This window comes from Serratia quinivorans (genome assembly GCF_946227985.1).
Taxonomy (GTDB): domain Bacteria; phylum Pseudomonadota; class Gammaproteobacteria; order Enterobacterales; family Enterobacteriaceae; genus Serratia; species Serratia quinivorans_A.
In genome coordinates, this window is sequence record NZ_CAMKGL010000001.1 from 1063361 (window position 1) to 1082895 (window position 19535).

Below are 19535 nucleotides of genomic sequence, written 5' to 3' on the forward strand. Positions count from 1 at the left end.
ACGTTCCGTTGCCTGTCCAGGAGAGAGGGGCTGTTTCTGGCCCTCTTAAATTAATTTGAGCATGTGAATGCCGACTTCCTACCTTTTAATTTAAAGCGGCACCGCCTATTTTTCTGATTAAGACATGGGTTTGTGCTGCATTTTCCCATCCATCTGGTAATTAATGCTAAAGGGGTCGGCGAGCTCGAATTCTTTATTCCAAACGTAAAGGGGGGTTGCGATTGTAGTTGATATGAATCTTAATAAAAACTATTATCATTTGCGTGTTTTTGACGAAAAAGAAATAAACAATAATTTAGAATAACCCCACTCCTGAGGACCTCCATTTTATGGGCGCTCGAAATTTTAGAACCTTTATGCTGTTCGCCATTTTTTTAATTATGCCTGGCATCACCAGTGCGGCCACTACCACATTAACCGATGTTCTGGGGCGGAAAATTACGCTTGATACCCCGGTAAAAAGGGCGGTTTTAGGTTTTTACTTTGAAGACTACATGGCCGTAGGGGGGGGAAGCGGCATACGAGCGTGTCATCGGCATTTCTCGTGAAGCCTGGCGGGGAAAGGTTCCGGCAAATTGGAATATGTATGTTAAACACCAGCCCTCACTGGCTCGTATCGCCGATATTGGCGAGGTGGATCTCCATAATATCTCGCTTGAAAATATAATATCATTGAAGCCGGACGTCATTATTTTGGCTGAATGGCAATATGTTGCTTTGAAACATGAGGTCTCACGCCTGGAAGAATTAAAAATCCCAGTAGTCGTGGTAGACTACAATGCACAAACTGTCGAAAGACATGTCAGCTCTACAAAAATATTCGGCATACTCACGGGGCAAGAAAAACGCGCTCAGGAATTATCGGCGCTTTACGCTAATAACATTGCTGACGTGCAGCGTAGAGTCAATGCGTCAGGATTAAAGAAACCCAAGGTTTATATTGAGTTTGGGAATAAAGGGCCTGGCGATTATTCGTTCACCTACGGTAAGAATATGTGGGGGGCGATGCTGAAGCTTGCAGGCGCAGACAATATTGCCGAACCCTTTTTTGAGTGGTGGGGTGTGATTAACCCAGAACAACTTCTGTTTGCCAAGCCTGATGCTATTTTCATCTCCGGTAGAGAAAACAATAAGGTTTCGTCAGCGCTATCAATGGGGGTGGGGGTTGATAAAAGCACGGCTGTTCAACAGCTTATAGCTTTTTCCACGCGTAATGGCTGGAACTCATTGCCGGCGATAAAAAACAAGCAATTATTCGGCGTGTACCAGGGGGCATCAAGAACGCTTTCCGACTTCGCCATGATTCAGTTTATTGCCAAATCACTTTACCCAGAACAGTTTAAAGATGTTGACCCGGTAAAGAACTACCTGGATTACTACGAAAAATATTTACCGGTTAAACCGGAGGGGACATTTGCTGTTACCGCATGGGAATAAAGTCACCGCGACCCCATGATGAGATACGACCCGCAAACATTCAGTTCGGTTTGCGAAGTGTTTACCCGACCGGCTAAAACAGCAATTTGCTACAATATTCCTCTGCACGAGTAGGTTAGGCTGGCGCCAGAATTAATTCATGGGGCCAGCCTGCTGCGCCTGGTCGTTGATGGAGTCACTATGTTTGTTGGCGTGTTATTTGCCCTGTCCGCAGGGTTGATGTGGGGATTGATTTTTGTTGGTCCGGTTATGATCCCTGAATATCCGGCGGCGTTGCTGTCTACCGGGCGTTATTTGGCCTTTGGATTGATCGCTTTACCGCTGGCATGGTTTGATCGTCAGCGGTTGAAAAAGTTACATCGTAACGATTGGCTGGAGGCGCTAAAACTGACGGCGATCGGTAACCTGCTGTATTACCTGTGCCTGGCCAGTGCCATTCAGCGCACCGGGGCGCCCGTTTCCACCATGATTATCGGTACGCTGCCGGTGGTTATCTCGGTGACCGCCAACCTGTTTTACAGCCGGCATGACGGGCGACTTTCGTGGCGTAAACTGACACCGGCGTTGGCATTGATCGCCTGCGGATTGGCGCTGGTTAACCTTGCCGAATTGCGGGGTAATACGGCACCGATTGATGTCTGGCGTTACACCAGTGGGCTTGGGCTGGCCTTGCTGGCGGTGGCTTGCTGGACCTGGTTCCCGCTGCGCAATGCCCGCTGGCTGCGAGACAATCCGAGCCAAAGGCCTGCCACCTGGGCGACCGCGCAAGGATTGGTTACCTTACCGCTGGCGTTGGTGGGCTATCTGTTGGTTTGCGGGCAATTGGCTTTAACCCAGCCGACGTTTGCGCTACCGTTTGGGCCAAGGCCGGAAGTGTTTGTTCCCTTGATGATCGCCATTGGCATGCTGTGCTCGTGGATTGGCGCGCTGTGCTGGAATGAAGCGAGTCAACGCTTGCCGACGGTGTTGGTGGGGCCGCTGATCGTCTTCGAAATACTGGCCGGACTGGCTTACACCTTTATGCTGCGTCAGGCCTGGCCACCGCTGTTGACGCTGGGCGGGATTAGCTGCCTGATTATCGGCGTGATTTATGCGATGCGGATCAAGCCGCAGCCGGTGGTGGTGGCTCTGGCCACAAAAGAGTGAAGCCTGCCGCTGGCGGCGGCAGGCAGTCAACTCAAGATTTCCGGTGATGAATGATCTCTTCGGCCACGTTGCGCGGTGCTTCTGCGTAGTGGCTGAATTCCATGGTGTAGGTGGCGCGCCCCTGTGACATGGAACGCAGTGTGGTTGAATAGCCGAACATTTCGGATAACGGCACCTTGGCGTGGATCTCCTTACCGCCGCCGCCGGGAATGTCCTCCATGCCTTGTACCAGACCGCGCCGCGATGACAGGTCGCCCATGACGCTACCGGCGTAATCCTCGGGCGTTTCCACTTCTACCGACATGATCGGCTCGAGAATAACCGGGTCGGCCTGGCGACAGGCTTCTTTAAAGCCGAAAATCGCCGCCATGCGGAAAGCCTGTTCCGAAGAGTCGACGTCGTGGTAGGAGCCGAAGGTCAGGTGAACCTTGACATCCACTACCTGATAACCGGCCAGTACGCCGGTATTCAGCGCCTCCAGCACGCCCTTTTTCACCGCCGGGATAAACTCGCCCGGGATCACGCCGCCCTTGATCTCATCGAAAAACTCGAAGCCTTTGCCAGGCTCATTGGGTTCCACGGTAAACACCACGTGGCCGTACTGGCCTTTACCCCCGGATTGGCGCACGAACTTGCCTTCCACGTCGGCCACGCGCTTGCGAATGGTTTCGCGGTAAGACACCTGCGGTTTGCCGGTGGTGGTTGCCACGCCAAACTCACGGCGCATACGATCGACGATGATTTCCAGGTGCAGTTCACCCATGCCGTAAATAATGGTCTGGCCGGAGTCTTCATCTGTACGAACGCGGAACGACGGATCTTCCGAAGAAAGGCGCTGCAGGGCAATCCCCATCCTTTCCTGATCGGCCTTGGTTTTAGGCTCAATCGCCTGGGCGATCACCGGTTCAGGGAATACCATTTTTTCCAGCGTGATAATGGCGTTAGGGTCGCACAGCGTGTCGCCGGTGGTGACGTCTTTTAGCCCCACGCAGGCGGCGATATCCCCGGCATGCAGTTCTTCGACATCTTTACGGTCATTGGCGTGCATTTGTACGATGCGGCCAATGCGTTCTTTCTTGTCTTTCACCGGGTTATAGACGCTGCTGCCTTTGGTCAGCACGCCGGAATAGACCCGCACGAAGGTCAGTTGGCCGACGAAGGGGTCGGTCATCAGCTTGAAGGCCAGCGCCGAGAATTTTTCGTCGTCGGCAGCCCGGCGAATGACAATGTTATCTCGCTCGTCATGGCCTTCCATCGGTGGAACATCCAGCGGTGAAGGCATCAGTTCAATCACCGCATCGAGCATGCGCTGCACGCCCTTGTTACGGAAGGCCGAGCCGCACAGCATCGGCTGAATTTCGCCGGCCACGGTGCGCAGACGCAGACCACGGACGATTTCTTCTTCGCTCAATGGCACCTGATTGAGGTATTTGTCCATCAGCTCTTCCGAGCCTTCGGCGGCGGCTTCTATCATTTTATCCCGCCATTCCTGCGCGGAGTCGCGCAGTTCTGCCGGGATCTCTTCAAAGCTGAAGCTCATGCCTTGCGTAGCCTCGTCCCACAGGATGGCTTTCATGCGCACCAAATCCACCACGCCGGTGAAATGGTCTTCGGCACCAATCGGGATGACGATCGGCACCGGGTTGGCTTTCAGCCGTTCGATCATCATTTTGCGTACGCGGAAGAAGTCGGCCCCCACTCGGTCCATTTTATTGACGAATGCCAGCCGCGGAACCTTGTATTTATTGGCCTGACGCCAGACGGTCTCCGATTGCGGCTGTACGCCACCCACCGAGTCATAGACCATTACCGCGCCGTCCAATACCCGCATTGAACGTTCGACCTCAATGGTGAAATCCACGTGTCCTGGGGTGTCGATAATATTGATGCGGTGCTGCGGATAATTATGCTGCATGCCGTTCCAGAAACAGGTAGTCGCCGCCGAAGTAATGGTGATGCCGCGTTCCTGCTCCTGTGCCATCCAGTCCATGGTGGCGGCGCCGTCGTGCACTTCGCCCAGCTTGTGACTGACCCCGGTGTAAAACAGAATCCGCTCGGTGGTAGTGGTTTTGCCGGCATCGATGTGCGCCGAGATGCCGATATTGCGGTAGCGTTCAAGGGGGGTAGTACGTGCCATAATTAACCTTTCTTAGCCGCGTTAAACCGCTGCGGCTCAAACAGTATGAATAATTATGATAATCCTCTGTGGGTTATCTCCGGACGGGTGAATGTTTACACCGGTCACAGACTAATCGTAGTTGATGAAGGGGGTTTTGGTATTCGATGGCTGCGATAGGTTTTTTCGTTCGGGCGTGTCGGCACAAGATTAAGGAATAAGGGGCGGTAAGCCCCCTTGAGGGTCTACTCGGCAAAGATATGCGCCTGGCCGATGATATTCAGATTGACGTGAGAACCGGTACGGAGACCTTCGCGGCTGATGGTTTTAATCTCGATCGCCATATTACTGCCGGTCATGTGCAGGTTTAAGGTCGAGACAAAACCGGCAAAATCAATACCGGTTACCACCGCCTGGCTCTGTTGCTGTGGCTCGGACTGGCTAATCTGGATCTGCTCAGGACGGAGCATGATGCGAGCGGGGCCACGGCGCTGACGATCGTCAACGGCAATCCGTCCTAATGCGCAATCCGCCCAGCCCTGTTCCAGTTCTGCGGAAAGTACCAGCGTTTCGCCCAAAAAGGTGGCGGTCGGTTCGTCCACCGGCCTTAAGTAAAGATCTTGCGGCGGCCCGACCTGCGCCAAGCGGCCATTGCGCATTACCGCTACCTGATCGGCAAACGACAAGGCTTCAGTTTGATCGTGGGTCACCAGAATCGACGCGACGTTGGCTTCGGCCAGCAGTTCCGCCACCGCTTTGCGGGTCGCGGCACGCAGGCCGGTATCCAGCGCGGAGAAGGGTTCGTCCAACAGCATCAACTTGGGTTGCTGAGACAGCGCACGGGCCAACGCCACCCGTTGTTGCTGACCACCGGAAAGCTCATGCGGCCACAGTGCCCCCAGGCGACGATCCAGCGCCACCATCTCCATCAGTGCATCAATACGCAGTTGCTTGTCACGCTTGCTGCCCTTCAGGCCGAAACCAATATTGCCGGCTACGGTAAAGTGCGGGAATAACGCACCGTCCTGGGGGACAAAACCGATGCCACGCAGGTGTGCCGGTACCCAGCCGCCGCCGTTGGCCATCGCTTGCCCTTGCAGCATCACCTGGCCGCTGTCCGGTATTTCAAAACCGGCAATAATGCGCAACAGGGTGGTTTTCCCCGAGCCGGAAGGGCCGACTATCGCCGTACGGCTGCCCTGTGCCACGTTCAAATCAACATGCTCCAGCACCTTGACTGAGTTATAGGATTTACCGATGCCTTGCAGTTCAAGCGTGCTCATAATCCCGCCGTACGTTTGGATTGAGAATAAAGAAGCCAGGTCAGTGGCAATGACAACACCACCATAATCAGGGCGTAGGGTGCGGCCGCCACGTAGTCTATCTCACTGGTCAGCGCCCAGAACCCGGTGGCCAGCGTGCGGGTGCCGTTGGGGGCCAGCAGCAGCGTGGCGGTCAGCTCATTGGCGATCGCCAGAAACACCAATGCGGCACCGGCGGCGGCACCGGGGGCCGCCAGACGCAGCGTGGTGCTCCATAATGCTGCCGCCGGCGAACGACCGAGGCTACGTGCAACGTTTTCCAGCTCGACCGGTGCCTGGGCAATACCCGCGCGCAGGTTGATCAACGCCCGTGGCATAAACATCAATAAGTAGGCCAGCAGCAGGGTGATTTCAGTCTGATAAATCGGTCGGAAGCTGTGAATGGTGATGGTCACCAGCGCCAGTGCCAACACAATGCCGGGCAGTGAACTGGTGATGTAATTACAACCCTCCAATACCCGATATAGCCGCGCCGGATAGCGTACCGACAGCCAGGCCATAGGGATAGCGCACAGCGTGATCAGCAGCGCGCCACTGGCGGCCAGTGACAGTGTTTGCAGCAAGGCGGGCAGCAATTCGCTGTTGCGCCACACCTCAACGCCGCCCAGGGTCAACCAGCGGGCCAATGTGATAAAAGGCACGCCCAGCGCCAGCGCGGTGAGGCTCAGGGGCAGTAGCAGGCAGAACAGGGTGGTGATGGGCCCAAGGCGATAAGCCGTTTGACTGCGCGCACTGCCGGAACCGACGCGGGCATAACGCGCTCGCCCGCGGCTGACGGCTTCCAGCATTAATAATCCCAGGCAGCACAGCACCAGCACCCCGGCCAGCATATTGGCCGCCGGGCCGTTAAAGGTCGACTGGAACTGATCGAAAATGGCGGTAGTGAAGGTGTCAAAGCGGATCATCGCATACAGGCCGTACTCGGCCAGCAGGTGCAGCGCGATCAGCAGCGAGCCGCCCCAAACTGCCAGTTTTAGCTGTGGCAGCACCACGCGGAAAAACACCGCCAGCGGGCGTGTTCCGAGCGAAGTGGCAACGTCTTCAATACCGGGATCCAACCGGCGTAATACCGCAGCGGTTGGCAGATAAATAAAGGGGAAGTAGGCGATGACCGAGATAAACACCCCGGCCCCCAACCCATGCATCGAAGGCACCAGGCTGATCCAGGCGTAGCTTTGCACGAAAGCCGGCACCGCCAACGGCGCGGTAGCCAATAACGACCAAATGCGACGGCCCGGCAGCGTAGTGCGTTCGGTTAGCCAGGCCAGCGCTACCCCCAGAATGGCGCAAATCGGCAGTGTAAACACCACCAACAGCAGGGTGTTCAGCAGCAGTTCGGCCACCCGGGGGCGGAATACCAGCGCTTTTACCGTTGGCCAACCGGTTTCAAACGCCACGCTAATGACAAACCCCAGCGGCAGTAGCGCCAGCAGGGAGAGTAAAATGGCGACCGCCACGATAAACAACCCGGGCCGTTGATGGCGACGGGCCGAAGTATACCGTGGCTTTGAGCCGGCGGCGTTGAAACCTGTATTCGACATAGGGCTAAAAACTCTCTGTACTAATCAACCGGCTTACATCAGCCCGGCTTGAGTCATCAGTTCGACCACTTTTTTACCGTTCAATGCAGAAGCGTCAACCTTTGGTGCGTCCAGTTCTTTCAGCGGTACCAGTTTCGGATTAGAAGCCGCATTGACGCCAACGGCATATTCGAAGGCGTTATTGGTGCGCAGGATCTCCTGGCCGTTTTTACCGGTGATCCACTTAACGAATTCTTGCGCCTGTTTTTGGTGTTTGCTGGAAGCCAGCACGCCACCGCCTGAGATGCTGACGAACGCGCCCGGATCCTGATGTTTGAAGTAATACAGTTTGATATTTTTACTGTTCTCGCCGGTCTTGGCGCCGTCGACGAACGGATAATAATGGTAGATCACGCCGCTGTCGATTTGGCCGGCATTGACCGCTTTCATGACGGTGCTGTTGCCTTTATAAGCGGTGAAGTTGGTTTTCATCGCCTTCAGCCATTCCAGCGTGACTTTTTCGCCTTTCAGCTCCAGCAGTGCGCTGACAATGGCCTGGAAATCAGCCCCTGAAGGTGAGGCGGCCCAGCGGCCTTTCCATTCTGGCTTGGCCAGATCCAGCAGTGACTTGGGCAACTGTGCCTCGGTCAGCTTCGCCGGGTTATAGACGAACACCGTTGAGCGGGCGGCAATGCCAATCCAGCGGCCGTGTTGCGGACGGTACTGTGGTTCAACCTGGGCCAGCGTCGCGGCATCCAGCGGGGCAAACAGCTTGGCGTTATCTACCAGTACCATCGACGGGGAGTTTTCCGTTAAAAAAACGTCGGCGGGGGATGCGCTGCCTTCTTGCACCAGTTGGTTGCCCAACTCGCTGTCGCCGCCGTTACGCAGGGTCACTTTAATGCCGGTGTCTTTGGTAAAACCGTCCACCCAGGACTTCACCAGGTTTTCGTGTTGGGCGTTATAAACAACAATGCCTTCATCCTGGGATGCCGCATTGGCCGAGAAGGCCAGCATCATGGACGATGCCAACAGGGCAATCGGGCCGAGAGAAGTGAAACGCAGCTTCATACAGTCATCCTTATTTAAAGAGTGCAGAGAAGAAATGCCAGTTGTGCCAAACGGACGTTGGAAGCCCTGATTGTATATAAGAACATTAATAATGATAGTGAAAACGATTCGTATTAATTTATTTTTAGTTTTAGCTCAATAATTATCTCACCCTAAGGAAAAATTAAGTTTCAGCATAAGTAGTCGGCCCTGACACCTGATATTCATCAGTATTTATTATGTTTAAACCTCACTCATGCCATTCCCTAAGTCAGTGCTAAGTCTCGGTTGCGATACTGGTTCCTGTATTTCTCATTCACAGGAGTTGGATATGTCCTTAGCCACTGAAAGACCAGCCATTAATTGGCTGAACAAAGTGCCGGAAGTCACGTTGTTTTTCTGGCTGATCAAAATGATGTCTACCACCGTGGGGGAAACCGCGGCGGATTACCTCAATATGGATCTCAACGTCGGTTTGACCAATACTTCACTGATTACGGGGGGGTTGTTACTGGTGGCGTTGTTTTTCCAAATTCGCGCCAGACGCTATGTCCCGGTGTTGTACTGGATTGCCGTGGTACTGATCAGCGTCTTTGGTACATTGATTACCGATAACCTTACCGATCACTTCGGTATTTCGTTGGCATTCTCCACCGCCTTGTTCAGCGTGATGTTGGTCGCCACCTTTATGGTTTGGTACAACGCCGAACATACGCTGTCGATTCATGCCATTGATACGCCGAAACGGGAGCTGTTTTACTGGGCGGCCATCCTGTTTACCTTTGCTCTTGGCACCGCTGCCGGTGACTGGGTTGCGGAAGGATTGCAACTGGGATATGGCTATTCGACTCTGTTGTTCGGTGCCCTGATTGGTATCACTGCCATCGCGCATTACCTGTTTAAAGCCAATAGCGTGTTGTGCTTTTGGATTGCTTACGTGTTAACGCGGCCTTTGGGAGCCTCCTGCGGGGATTTGTTGTCGCAACCTGCCGGCAATGGCGGTATGGGGTTGGGAGCTGCGGGTACCAGCGGTTTATTTCTGGTGGCGATCGTCAGTCTGGTCACTTACCTGACGCTGATGCAAAAGCGGTTACAGGATTAATACGCAAAAATGTGGAGCCTGCATGAGGGTGTTACTGGTTGAAGACGACGGCATGATCGGCGAAGCCATTCAGGATGCGTTGAAAGATGCCGCTTATGCCGTTGATTGGGTGTGTGATGGGCGGGCCGCACTCACTTCCCTGGCCTGCCAGCATTACGATGTGCTGCTGCTGGATCTCGGCCTGCCCGATAAGGATGGCTTCAGCGTACTGACTGCGTTGCGCGGCAAAGGTAACACGCTGCCGGTACTGATTATCACCGCCAGGGATGCGCTGGGAGATCGGTTAAAAGGTTTGGACAGTGGTGCCGATGACTATCTGCTCAAACCTTTCGACATTTCAGAGTTGCTGGCGCGGATACGTGCAGTATTGCGCCGTAAAGGCGGTAGTGCCGCACCCGTTCTCACCAATGGGCTGCTTTCGCTGGATCCGGCTTCACATGAGGCCAGCTTGAAGAGCGGCGGCCTGTGCTGCAGTTTATCCAGCCGTGAGTTTGCTTTACTGCATGCCCTGATGTTGCGCCCAGGCAGTATACTTTCGCGTAGTGAGCTGGAAGAGAAAATTTACGGTTGGGGAGAAGAGGTGGAAAGCAATGCGGTGGAATACCTCATCCATGCGCTGCGTAAGAAATTGGGTACCGAAGTGATAAAAAACATCAGGGGCGTGGGATGGATGGTTGCAAAAAACGGCTAACGGATTCCCTGCAGTTCAAGCTTTCTCTGGGCCTGAGTTGCGCGATTATCGTTGTCGCCCTGGCTGCGGGGCTCTTTTCTTTTTATGCTTCTTTTGAGGAGGCCAACGAGCTGCAAGACACTACGCTGGCACAGATTGCCGGATTGATCCGCAGTGATGAGAGTTCCAGCCTGCGACAACATAATGCGCCAATGCGCAGTGCTGATGAGGCGGCGGTGATTGTGCAATTGATCCCTGCGTCGGGGACGTTAACCCAGGCCCATTTTTTACCCAATGTTCCCCTGACGGAAGGCTTCCAGACCCTGTCGATTGACGGCGTCTCGTTTCGAGTGCTGATACGTACTCTCTCGCCAGAAACTCGAGTAGCGGTGGCACAGCGCACCTCAGAGCGTGATGAGATAGCCATGGAAAGTGCCTGGCGAACACTGATCCCCTTGCTGGTTTTAATTCCCATTTTGCTGCTGGTGGTGGCTGATTTGATCAAAAAAAGCATGCAACCCATTCGCCTTCTGGCTCGCGATTTGGAACTGCGAGGAGAGCAGGATTTGACACCTTTACCGGTCAGTGAACTTCCCAGAGAAATCGCGCCCTTTATTGCGTCGATAAACCGTTTGTTTGGCAAAGTCGCCGCCAGTGTAGAAACTCAACGTCGCTTTGTCGCTGATGCGGCCCATGAATTGCGCTCTCCGCTAACGGCACTGTCCTTACAGGCTGAACGTCTGGGGAGCGCAGAAATGCCGGAAGTGGCGCAGCAACGGCTACAGCGTATGCAGCAGGGTATAAAACGTACCAGACACCTGCTGGAACAGCTACTGTCATTGGCGCGGGTGCAACAGCATTCGCAACGCCCGATGACGCAGGTCTCGGTAGCGTCAGTATTTCGCACGGTGATTGAAGATTTGTTACCGCTGGCGGAGGCCAAAAGCATTGATCTCGGGGTATGGCAGCCGACGGAGGTGAGGTTAATGCTTAACGAGGCCGACCTGTTTACCCTGGTGAGGAACCTGGTGGAAAATGCGATACGTTACACCCCCTCAGGTGGCGTCGTCGATTTACAGGTCTGTGTTGAGAAGGACAAGGCGATTGTCATTGTCGAGGACAGCGGGCCAGGCATTGCTGCTGAACATCGTCAGCGGGTACTCGATGCGTTTTATCGCATTGAGGGAAGTGGCCAGAGTGGTGCGGGGTTGGGGCTATCAATAGTTAATGCCGCTCTGGCTCATATGGGGGGAACCATGAAGTTGGAGGATAGCCAACGCCACGCCAGCGGATTAAAGGTCAGCATTATTTTGCCGTACCGCGGATAGTCGTTTTCTGGCGGGAGTCGTGGTTAACGCCGCCGAGGTACCGGCAGGAACGCCACTGGCGGCGACGCAGGAGCTGGTACGGGCCAATGGCTATGAGCCTGCAACGCTGGTCCGAATTCCTACGGCAGCTATCTGGCATCCGCCTACGTGCTAAATGCGGCGGAGATTAACGCCGGCAGTAAACCACCGACAGAACTGGGCGTCGACGACACTTATCCTAGTGGATATCGCAACTGGTATATAATCGCCTGCCCCCAGACTTGTGGGGACAGACGATCAGTAAAGCGAAAATTCATGTTAAGCAATATCTTCTATAACAAAGTTCGTTGAGCTTTAGTCTTGTGTTTTTTGGAACTTTAGCAGCTATTTTAATTTCTTTGATCTTTTGTCAGTTAAATAATTGTTCTTTCTATTGGTTGCTGTTATGAGTTAATGTTTCCCATACCATAAAATAACTGGCTTGCGTGGGCCGTTTGTTATCAAGATAGGTAGAGGTTTGAGGCAATGATATAGCACGACGGTTAACAAGATCATTATAAAGAACCTCTCCGGTCCCGACCGAGCTTCCTTGGTTAATACTACCTCTGCATAACCAGGGTGGCGTTATTTCCTTATTGTTGATATATGTCGAATTAAATTCGATACCATTTGCAATTCGCAATGAGTTTGTTGTTCCCAGAGTGATTTCAGATAGGAGGTCAACCCCCTGTAGTCGGGCTGTTTCTGCTCCATTCGCAAGAGCCGACAGCCCCCAGGAAACATGCCCCAAATCCCGACATGTTTCCTGGCTAAGACCATTAACCAGAGGTGTTTGTTTATACCAGAAACCTTTCAAATTATCTGTTGAAATTTGTTTTGCAGACCAGTTGAGAGGTGGCACAGGATTAGGGCCATCCTGCACCTGATAGATATATGCTGGAAGTGTTGCTCGCCACATAGAAATTCCTCGCAAGAATACCTCCGCATTATCATTAAAAACACCTATATTAATTGATGCAGCCGCACTAGATGAATTCAAATTACCGCCATAGAAGCCATAAGGCCTTCCCTGAGTAACTAATGGAATGTATTGTTGAGCAAGCATAAGCTTGAACTTATCGATTGATATAGTATCCCATTTACTTGAATTGTTATTGTTTAAATAAGTATAACGAATTATTTCTGCAGCTCTGGGCCAGACATCACCTGTCCACGAGGCCAGATTTATGTAGTTACTGCCTGAGAAACCACCAGTGAATTTTTCCGACCAAGCATTCATTATACGGATAGCATTATCAGCATAAGATGTATCTTTTGTTATATACCACAACAGCGCCTGAGTATAAGCAGCGTTTGCATCATTAATAATTGCATTGCTTTGTTTTGAGTCATCAGCATTCACGGAAGCCAACGGTGATGGCACATATTCTTTTTTTCCAAGTAGACTGTTCTTTGCGTTTGTTAGCGCTGCTGTCCATGGGGAACTTCCTGAATTAGCATTTTTTTCAAGATGGTCCATCTGATTTTTACTAAGGAATACACCAGGGTGAACAAATACGATATCATTTTTAACCTCAAGTTTTGCTGAGGTACTTACCATCCCACTCCCATTAATGGTCAGAGAATAATTTCCGGCACTGGTTTCTTTAGTTGTATTGATGGTTAATTTTGATATTCCCCAATTTGATGAAACCGATTCTGGTGAAAAAGAAGCAGTAGCACCTGGAGGCAATCCATCAACTTTTAGAACAACGTCAGAAGGTGTACCTTGCTGCGAGATAATTATTGTATTTATCGAATCTCCTCCAGCCAAAAGTGAAATGGTACCAGGTGCCATTCTGATATCTGCTGAAGCAAAGGTTGATATTGTTATAAGCAATAGTAAAAAATGTGTTTTCTTGTAAGACATAATATCTCCGTATACATTTAAGATTAATATCATATTAAAATAGTATTAATATTTTATTTAAGAATTGACACGATCATTTGTATAGTGAATGAGTCTGAATGCGGTATACCTGAAAATAGCTATACTCTGTTGCCTCAGCCGTTTCCCGGATACTTGGTTTTTTAACCTTTTATAGGTGCGGAGGCAAATTCTTTCGCTGTCGGAAAGAGAATTATTACTGGCATTGCCAGACGATGAGTTAACGCTGACCCGAATGGCGTATTTCAGTGAGCATGATCTGGCGCTTATCAATGCTCACCGTAAACCCGCCAGCCGTTTTGGTTTTGCAGTCCTTCTTTGCTATCTGAAAATGTCGGCTTTGCCCCGGATAAAAAAATCCCACCCTCTGACGTGCTGCTGAAGCATATCGCCAGCAAGCTAAAGCTCACCGGAGATCTCTGGCCTGCTATTCACCAGAACCGGTTGCTGAAACTGGCGCGGGAAGGCCGAAAGATGATTTCCAACAGGCCGAAGAGCTGCTGGCGATAGATACCCCGGTGTCTCCGGTTTATTACGAAGCCAACGCTACGCTGGTCAAAACCTATGTAAAGGGCATCGACTTTACCCGGCAGGGGCCGCTGTACGATAAAAATGTGTATATCATTGCGCATTGATAATTTAATAATGCGGATTGGGATGAATCTGGTCTGATTTAATGGTTTTTTCTAAATGTTTCATAAACGGTCAGTCAGATTTTTACCCAAAAATAAAAAAGCGCGCCTATACTGCCCCCCGTAGTTTATATGCAGTATCTCGTTTGGCGAGGCTCCTATACAAACACAGGTTACTGATCTGACGACATCGAGAGATGCCCAAGGTTAAGACAGGCTTTATCGGATTAAGGTTCAGCCCAAGGTAACTTCTGATGAATACATCAGATACGTTGTATAGTGCTAAAACCTGGACGCGGAGATAGGCTTTCTGCACTCCCTCTGTGGTTAACGCCCCTATGCGATTCGCTGTTGAAGTTCAAACAGAAATAGGGACTAACATAATGAAGTCACATCACAACACACTATCCCCGGCGCTGGCCACAGCTGAAACTCTTGATGAGTCTTCGGTGGCGGGCTATATGAACGCCGATTTCATTACCATTCCAGGTAATATGACGGTCAATAAGGCAAAGGAATATTTTCTTTCGCAACTTAAAACCGACGAAATTCCGACTCAACTGTTTGTTACCGCCGACGATTATCATTTGCGCGGTACGCTTTCGGTTAAAAAATTACTGCAATGTGAAGATAACGATAAACCCGTTGGGGTCATGATCAACCACAGCTATTTTCAGGTTTCACCCGATGATGATCGTAATGATGTCGCGCATTTATTGGGTAAGGGCGGCCTGGACGTGGTGCCGGTGGTGGTAAATAAAACCCTGGTGGGCGTGTTGGGTGAAAAAGAAATTGCCCGATTGATTGAAGACGAAAACACCGAGGATGCACAGCGCCAGGGCGCCAGCCTGCCGCTGGATAAACCTTATCTGGAAACCAGCCCCTGGGCGTTATGGCGCAAGCGTTCGGTGTGGTTACTGATGTTGTTTGTCGCGGAAGCCTACACCGGCAACGTGCTCAAGGCATTTGAAGAGCAGTTGGAAGCGGCGATCGCGCTGGCGTTCTTCATCCCGTTACTGATCGGTACCGGCGGCAACAGCGGCACCCAAATCACCTCCACGCTGGTTCGTGCCATGGCGCTTGGCGAAGTCAGCTTGCGTAACCTGGGTGCAGTGATCCGCAAAGAGGTGTCTACTTCGCTGCTGATAGCTGCCACCATTGGTATAGCCGCCTGGGCGCGGGCCTGGATCATGGGGGTGGGGATGGACGTAACAATGGTGGTCAGCCTGTCGCTGGTGGCGATCACCGTCTGGAGCGCCATTGTCTCCTCGATTATCCCGATGTTGCTCAAGCGGGTGGGGATTGACCCGGCGGTGGTGTCGGCACCCTTTATCGCCACCTTTATTGATGGCACCGGTCTGATTATTTACTTCAAAATCGCCCAGTATATTCTGGGGATTTAAACCGCCATCCGCTCCGTGTCGTAGCCGGAGCGGGTATTCTATCTCACTGAAAAGGAGGATCGTAAATACCTATGAGCAATGACAATCCCCGCTTATTAATTAAAGGGGCTTCTATCGATAATAGTTAACCGAGGACAATATAATGGGAAACATGACAATTTTTGTAGGATTCCTGAGCATTATCAGCTCGCTGGGTCTGTTAGCGGCCTATATGAGCACTAAATGGGATGATTAATGAACTCTAAAGATCCGCCTGGATGCATCCTCCCCGAAGGTTTTATTTACTATGGGGAGGATGCGATTAAACTCTGACCGCCCAATGGGGACTTTGGGAGTATTACCATCATGATCCTTCTTATTCTTGGCTTACTTTATGCCATTTTTATGATTGCCGTCGGTGTGAATGAGATTTATTTTTATTCAACCGGAAAATCAGAATTCCTTTCTAGTTTAATGCTGACATTCTCGGGTACTATGCTGCTGGTTGCTTTTGTCTGGCATTGGTCTACTAAAATAAAAAAATGAATTACCCATTTGAATGTGAGCCGTAATATGCAAAATGAAAAACAATCCGTTGCCAGAAATTCCATGATAGCCAGTGGGCTATTGGCAACCGGTAAATTTATTGCCGGCATTTTTACCGGCAGTATTGGCCTTATTTCCGAAGGGATCCACTCTTTCACCGATTTTATCGCCACCAGCATTACCTGGCTGGCGGTGCGTATCAGCGACAAACCGGCTGATGATGACCACCATTTTGGCCATGGTAAAGTGGAAAACCTGGCGGCGCTGTTTGAAGTGCTGCTGCTGTTGGGCGCGGCGGGGTGGATTGTTTATGAGGCCGGCAAAAGCCTGTTGGGGGAGGCCCATGAAATTGTCGCGGCTCCGGTGGTGATTGCCGTGCTGTTGATCTCGATTGTGGTCGACTTTTTCCGCGTCAGGGCGCTCAATCGCGTGGCGAAGGCTACCGACAGTGCGGCGCTGGAAGCTGACGCACTGCATTTCTTCTCCGATATGCTTGCCTCCGCCGTGGTGCTGTTAGGCATGGTCTTTGTGATGCTGGGCTTCACCCGCGCAGATGCCATCGCCGCGCTAATCGTCGCTTGTTTTATCGTAGTGGCAGCGGTGAAATTGGGTAAGCGCTCGTTTGATTCGCTGATGGACATGGCACCGGCCGGTGCCAAGGAAGAGATCGGTGTCTTGCTGGAATCCTTCCCGGCGATCCTGGCCACGGAAAATATCCGCATTCGCAACGCCGGTGCCATCTTGTTTATTGAGGTCACCGTCGCGGTCTGTCGCACTTTACCGCTGGAACGCATCAACGCGTTGAAGCAATCAATAGCCGAACGGCTGGAGCAGCAATATGCCCATGCCGAGGCCACGGTTATAGCTAACCCACAAACCCGCAGTGACGAAGACATGGCTACGCGCATCCGGGTGATTGCCGCCAACCACGGTGCGGTAGTGCAAAATCTGGCGTTGCAGCAACTGCCGGAACGTATGTCGATCAGCATGGATTTGGCCGTGCCGGCCAGTGCCAACGTGGCGCAGGCGCATGAAATTGCCAGTGAGATTGAAACGCTGCTGCGGCAGGCGATTGGTGAAGACACGGAGATCGAAACTCATCTGGAACCCCAGACGAATCACTGGATCGCCAGTGTGGATGTAGCGCCGGAGCAACTGGCGAGCATTCGCCAAATATTGGAAACCACGGTGGAAAAAGGCGAGATGGTGCAGGACGTTCATAACATCCGCGCACGTAGAACCGCTGGCGGCATTATCGTCAATTTCCATTGTCGGGTTTCCCCGGCGGCTTCCATCGCGTCGGCACATGCGGCGGTAGACAGCATAGAGCGCCAGTTACGTGCGCTTTACCCGAGCATCTCTCGGGCGGTAGGGCATGTGGAACCGATCAAGCCCAAATCGGTCGTCTGAGTCCGGCACCGGAACCTTGTGGAAAGGCCGCCCGTGGGCGGCCGGTAAAGGTTAGTCCAGATTCAGCCGTGCGGTGAGGGTGGAAATTTCACTGCGCCATTGTTGCTGCAACTGCGTTTTTTGATGTTTTGGCTTGCGCGCCAAATCCTCCTGTAGTTTGCTTTCCAGTTCAAACAGCGCGGCCAACAGCCGTTCCTCGTCATCGTGCTTCAACGGATGAATGACGGCATCCCGGCCCGGTGCAGTTATGGTGACGGTGTCACGTTCCTCGGCCAGGCGGGCGTAAACGGGCTCCAGATCCTGCCATTCTTCCAGACGCTGATGGTCAATCAACCAGAAACGGTTGCAGCTATTTTCGATCAGCATTCGGTCATGAGTGACCAATATGACTGCGCCGTCAAACTGGCGCAGAGTCTCCGCCAACTCCTCCTTACCTTCCATATCCAGATGGTTGGTGGGTTCGTCGAGCAACAACAGCGAATGCTTGGCCAGCGTCAGGCCGACAAATAGCAGGCGTGAACGCTCGCCACCGCTCAGGGTGCTGATGCGTTGTTGATGACGCAAATAGGGGAAACCGGCACCAATCAACGCCATCTTCCGCTGATCTTCGGTCAACGCTGCGAAGTGGGTTAATGCTTCACTCAGCGTGTCATCATCGTGCAGTTGCTGCAGGCTTTGATCGTAATACCCGATGCGTACCCGGGGATGGAAAACCGTTTCCCGTAGGGTCACGTCCTGATACTCCCGCCATAGATGATGCAGCAGAGAAGATTTCCCACAACCGTTGCGTCCGATGATGGCGATGCGATCGCCGCTTTTGACCCGCAGTGGGCTGAGATGGAACAGCACCGGCGCGTCGAATGCCGGGCGAACTTCCATTGATGGCAGGGCCAGCAGGCGATCGGCATCCAGCGCCTCTCCCTTCAGCCTGAGCCGCCATTGGCTGCCCGCGCTCAGCGTGGTTTGCTCCTCCTTCAGGCGGTCAACGCGTTTCTCCATTTGCTTGGCCTTGCGGGCCAGATCTTCGTTGTCGTAAACCTTGCCCCAAATGGCCAGCCGATGGGCGCTTTTCGCCACCCGGTCGATCTCTTTTTGCTCCGCCTGACGGCGATGGGCATCCGCCGCATCCTGTTCCTCCAGCGCCTGGCGCGCAGCAGTGCAGGGTAAGCGGAAGAATTGCAGGGTCTTGCCGCGCAAAATCCAGGTGCAGTTCGTGACCTGATCCAGCAGATAGCGATCGTGGGACACCAGCACAAAGCTGCCGGACCAGCTTTGCAGGAACCGCTCCAGCCACAGCAAAGTAGGAATATCCAGATGGTTGCTGGGCTCATCCAGCAGTAGCAAGTCCGGTTGGCGGATTAATGCTCGTGCCAGCAGCAGACGCGTGTGCTGACCGCCACTCAGGGTTCCGGCGGTTAGCGTCCATGACGGTGGCGCAAAACCCAGGCTGGAGAGCAGCACTTCGCCCTGCCAACCTTCACTGACGCGCTGATTTTCAGGCAGCCGGGGCAATACCGCATCCAGCAGGGTGCAGTTGTGCAGAGCTTCAGGCAGATGCTGCTCTACCCGCGCCATCAGGCACTGATGGGAAAGGGTGACGCTGCCGGTACCGGCAGGCAGATCGCCGCTGAGGATTTTAAGCAGGGTGCTTTTGCCACAGCCGTTGTGGCCGATTAAACCGATGCGGTCACCTTTCTTTAGGCTGAAGGAAACTTCAACCAGCAGAGGGCCGAAATTGTTGTCGTAACCGACAGATTGTGCAGATAGTAATGTGGTCATTGCTTACTCAAGAGTTACAGGCATGCAGATGCCTATCGTCAAACATCGCTGACGACAACCCGGTAAGCCGGAGGGAAGGAACTTCAGATTTTAATCAGCTTCGCTCAAGCCTGGGTTATCGCAGCACGATACCGGTAATGCTTGAGCAGCAGCGATTACTATAGAAGTGTGAGTAAAAAAACAATTCAC

The 19535-nt window shown here is 52.6% G+C and carries 14 protein-coding genes, 3 pseudogenes and 1 riboswitch; of the genes and pseudogenes, 11 read left to right on the forward strand and 6 right to left on the reverse strand.

The window, feature by feature from the left end; genetic code table 11:
- Positions 1-329 precede the first annotated feature (329 nt).
- Together OCH02_RS05010 and OCH02_RS05015 are read left to right on the forward strand one after the other, a co-directional pair.
- Positions 330-1437: pseudogene (locus OCH02_RS05010) on the forward strand (ABC transporter substrate-binding protein).
- Between the two features lie 180 nt (positions 1438-1617).
- A complete protein-coding gene (locus tag OCH02_RS05015; RefSeq protein ID WP_261430163.1) occupies positions 1618-2583 on the forward strand; it encodes a DMT family transporter in 966 nt (321 codons plus the stop codon).
- A 31-nt stretch (positions 2584-2614) separates the two neighbouring features.
- Here the strand turns inward: OCH02_RS05015 and fusA are convergent, their stop codons facing one another.
- The 4 genes from fusA to OCH02_RS05035 all read right to left on the reverse strand — a co-directional run bounded on the left by fusA (position 2615) and on the right by OCH02_RS05035 (position 8612).
- A complete protein-coding gene (gene fusA / locus OCH02_RS05020) occupies positions 2615-4720 on the reverse strand; it encodes an elongation factor G (protein ID WP_153860341.1) in 2106 nt (701 codons plus the stop codon).
- 224 nt (positions 4721-4944) lie between these two features.
- Positions 4945-5982 carry an ABC transporter ATP-binding protein gene (locus OCH02_RS05025; RefSeq protein WP_261430165.1) on the reverse strand — a complete coding sequence of 346 codons (1038 nt, stop codon included), beginning with the start codon at positions 5980-5982 and terminating at the stop codon, positions 4945-4947.
- A complete protein-coding gene (locus OCH02_RS05030; RefSeq protein ID WP_261430166.1) occupies positions 5979-7562 on the reverse strand; it encodes an ABC transporter permease in 1584 nt (527 codons plus the stop codon). Before OCH02_RS05030 ends, OCH02_RS05025 begins: the two co-directional genes overlap by 4 nt.
- A gap of 33 nt (positions 7563-7595) precedes the next feature.
- The gene (locus OCH02_RS05035; protein ID WP_261430167.1) at positions 7596-8612 is read right to left on the reverse strand and encodes an iron ABC transporter substrate-binding protein; all 1017 of its coding nucleotides are present in this window, start codon (positions 8610-8612) and stop codon (positions 7596-7598) included.
- Between the two features lie 310 nt (positions 8613-8922).
- Here OCH02_RS05035 and OCH02_RS05040 point away from each other — a divergent pair, with 310 nt between their 5' ends.
- The 4 genes and pseudogenes from OCH02_RS05040 to OCH02_RS05055 all read left to right on the forward strand — a co-directional run.
- Positions 8923-9693, forward strand: a complete 771-nt coding sequence (locus OCH02_RS05040; protein ID WP_261430168.1) for a hypothetical protein — start codon at positions 8923-8925, stop codon at positions 9691-9693.
- A 22-nt stretch (positions 9694-9715) separates the two neighbouring features.
- Positions 9716-10384 carry a response regulator transcription factor gene (locus OCH02_RS05045; RefSeq protein WP_261430170.1) on the forward strand — a complete coding sequence of 223 codons (669 nt, stop codon included), beginning with the start codon at positions 9716-9718 and terminating at the stop codon, positions 10382-10384.
- A complete protein-coding gene (locus tag OCH02_RS05050) occupies positions 10360-11691 on the forward strand; it encodes a sensor histidine kinase (RefSeq protein ID WP_261430171.1) in 1332 nt (443 codons plus the stop codon). The genes OCH02_RS05045 and OCH02_RS05050 overlap by 25 nt, the downstream gene beginning before the upstream one ends.
- Positions 11692-11710: 19 nt before the next feature.
- Positions 11711-11895: pseudogene (locus tag OCH02_RS05055) on the forward strand (hypothetical protein); the annotation flags it as partial.
- Positions 11896-12100: 205 nt separating this feature from the next.
- Here OCH02_RS05055 and OCH02_RS05060 read toward each other — a convergent pair.
- Positions 12101-13579: an alginate lyase family protein gene (locus OCH02_RS05060; protein ID WP_261430173.1), complete on the reverse strand. Its 1479-nt coding sequence runs from the start codon at positions 13577-13579 to the stop codon at positions 12101-12103.
- 175 nt (positions 13580-13754) lie between these two features.
- On the opposite strand from OCH02_RS05060, the pseudogene OCH02_RS05065 reads away from it, so the two are divergent.
- From OCH02_RS05065 to OCH02_RS05085, 5 genes and pseudogenes are all read left to right on the forward strand, one after another.
- Positions 13755-14041: pseudogene (locus OCH02_RS05065) on the forward strand (DUF4158 domain-containing protein); the annotation flags it as partial.
- A 322-nt stretch (positions 14042-14363) separates the two neighbouring features.
- Positions 14364-14537, forward strand: a riboswitch (M-box (ykoK) riboswitch).
- 75 nt (positions 14538-14612) lie between these two features.
- Positions 14613-15632: a magnesium transporter gene (locus OCH02_RS05070; RefSeq protein WP_261430175.1), complete on the forward strand. Its 1020-nt coding sequence runs from the start codon at positions 14613-14615 to the stop codon at positions 15630-15632.
- Positions 15633-15783: 151 nt separating this feature from the next.
- Positions 15784-15867: a protein MgtS gene (gene mgtS / locus OCH02_RS05075; RefSeq protein ID WP_375190752.1), complete on the forward strand. Its 84-nt coding sequence runs from the start codon at positions 15784-15786 to the stop codon at positions 15865-15867.
- A 110-nt stretch (positions 15868-15977) separates the two neighbouring features.
- Positions 15978-16157 (forward strand): hypothetical protein, encoded by a 180-nt coding sequence (locus tag OCH02_RS05080; RefSeq protein WP_261430176.1) that lies wholly within the window; start codon positions 15978-15980, stop codon positions 16155-16157.
- Between the two features lie 27 nt (positions 16158-16184).
- Positions 16185-17567, forward strand: a complete 1383-nt coding sequence (locus OCH02_RS05085) for a cation-efflux pump (RefSeq protein WP_261430178.1) — start codon at positions 16185-16187, stop codon at positions 17565-17567.
- A gap of 51 nt (positions 17568-17618) precedes the next feature.
- Here OCH02_RS05085 and OCH02_RS05090 read toward each other — a convergent pair whose 3' ends face one another.
- Entirely contained in the window at positions 17619-19346 is a 1728-nt protein-coding gene (locus OCH02_RS05090; RefSeq protein ID WP_261430180.1) for an ABC-F family ATP-binding cassette domain-containing protein, read from the reverse strand.
- Positions 19347-19535 lie beyond the last annotated feature (189 nt).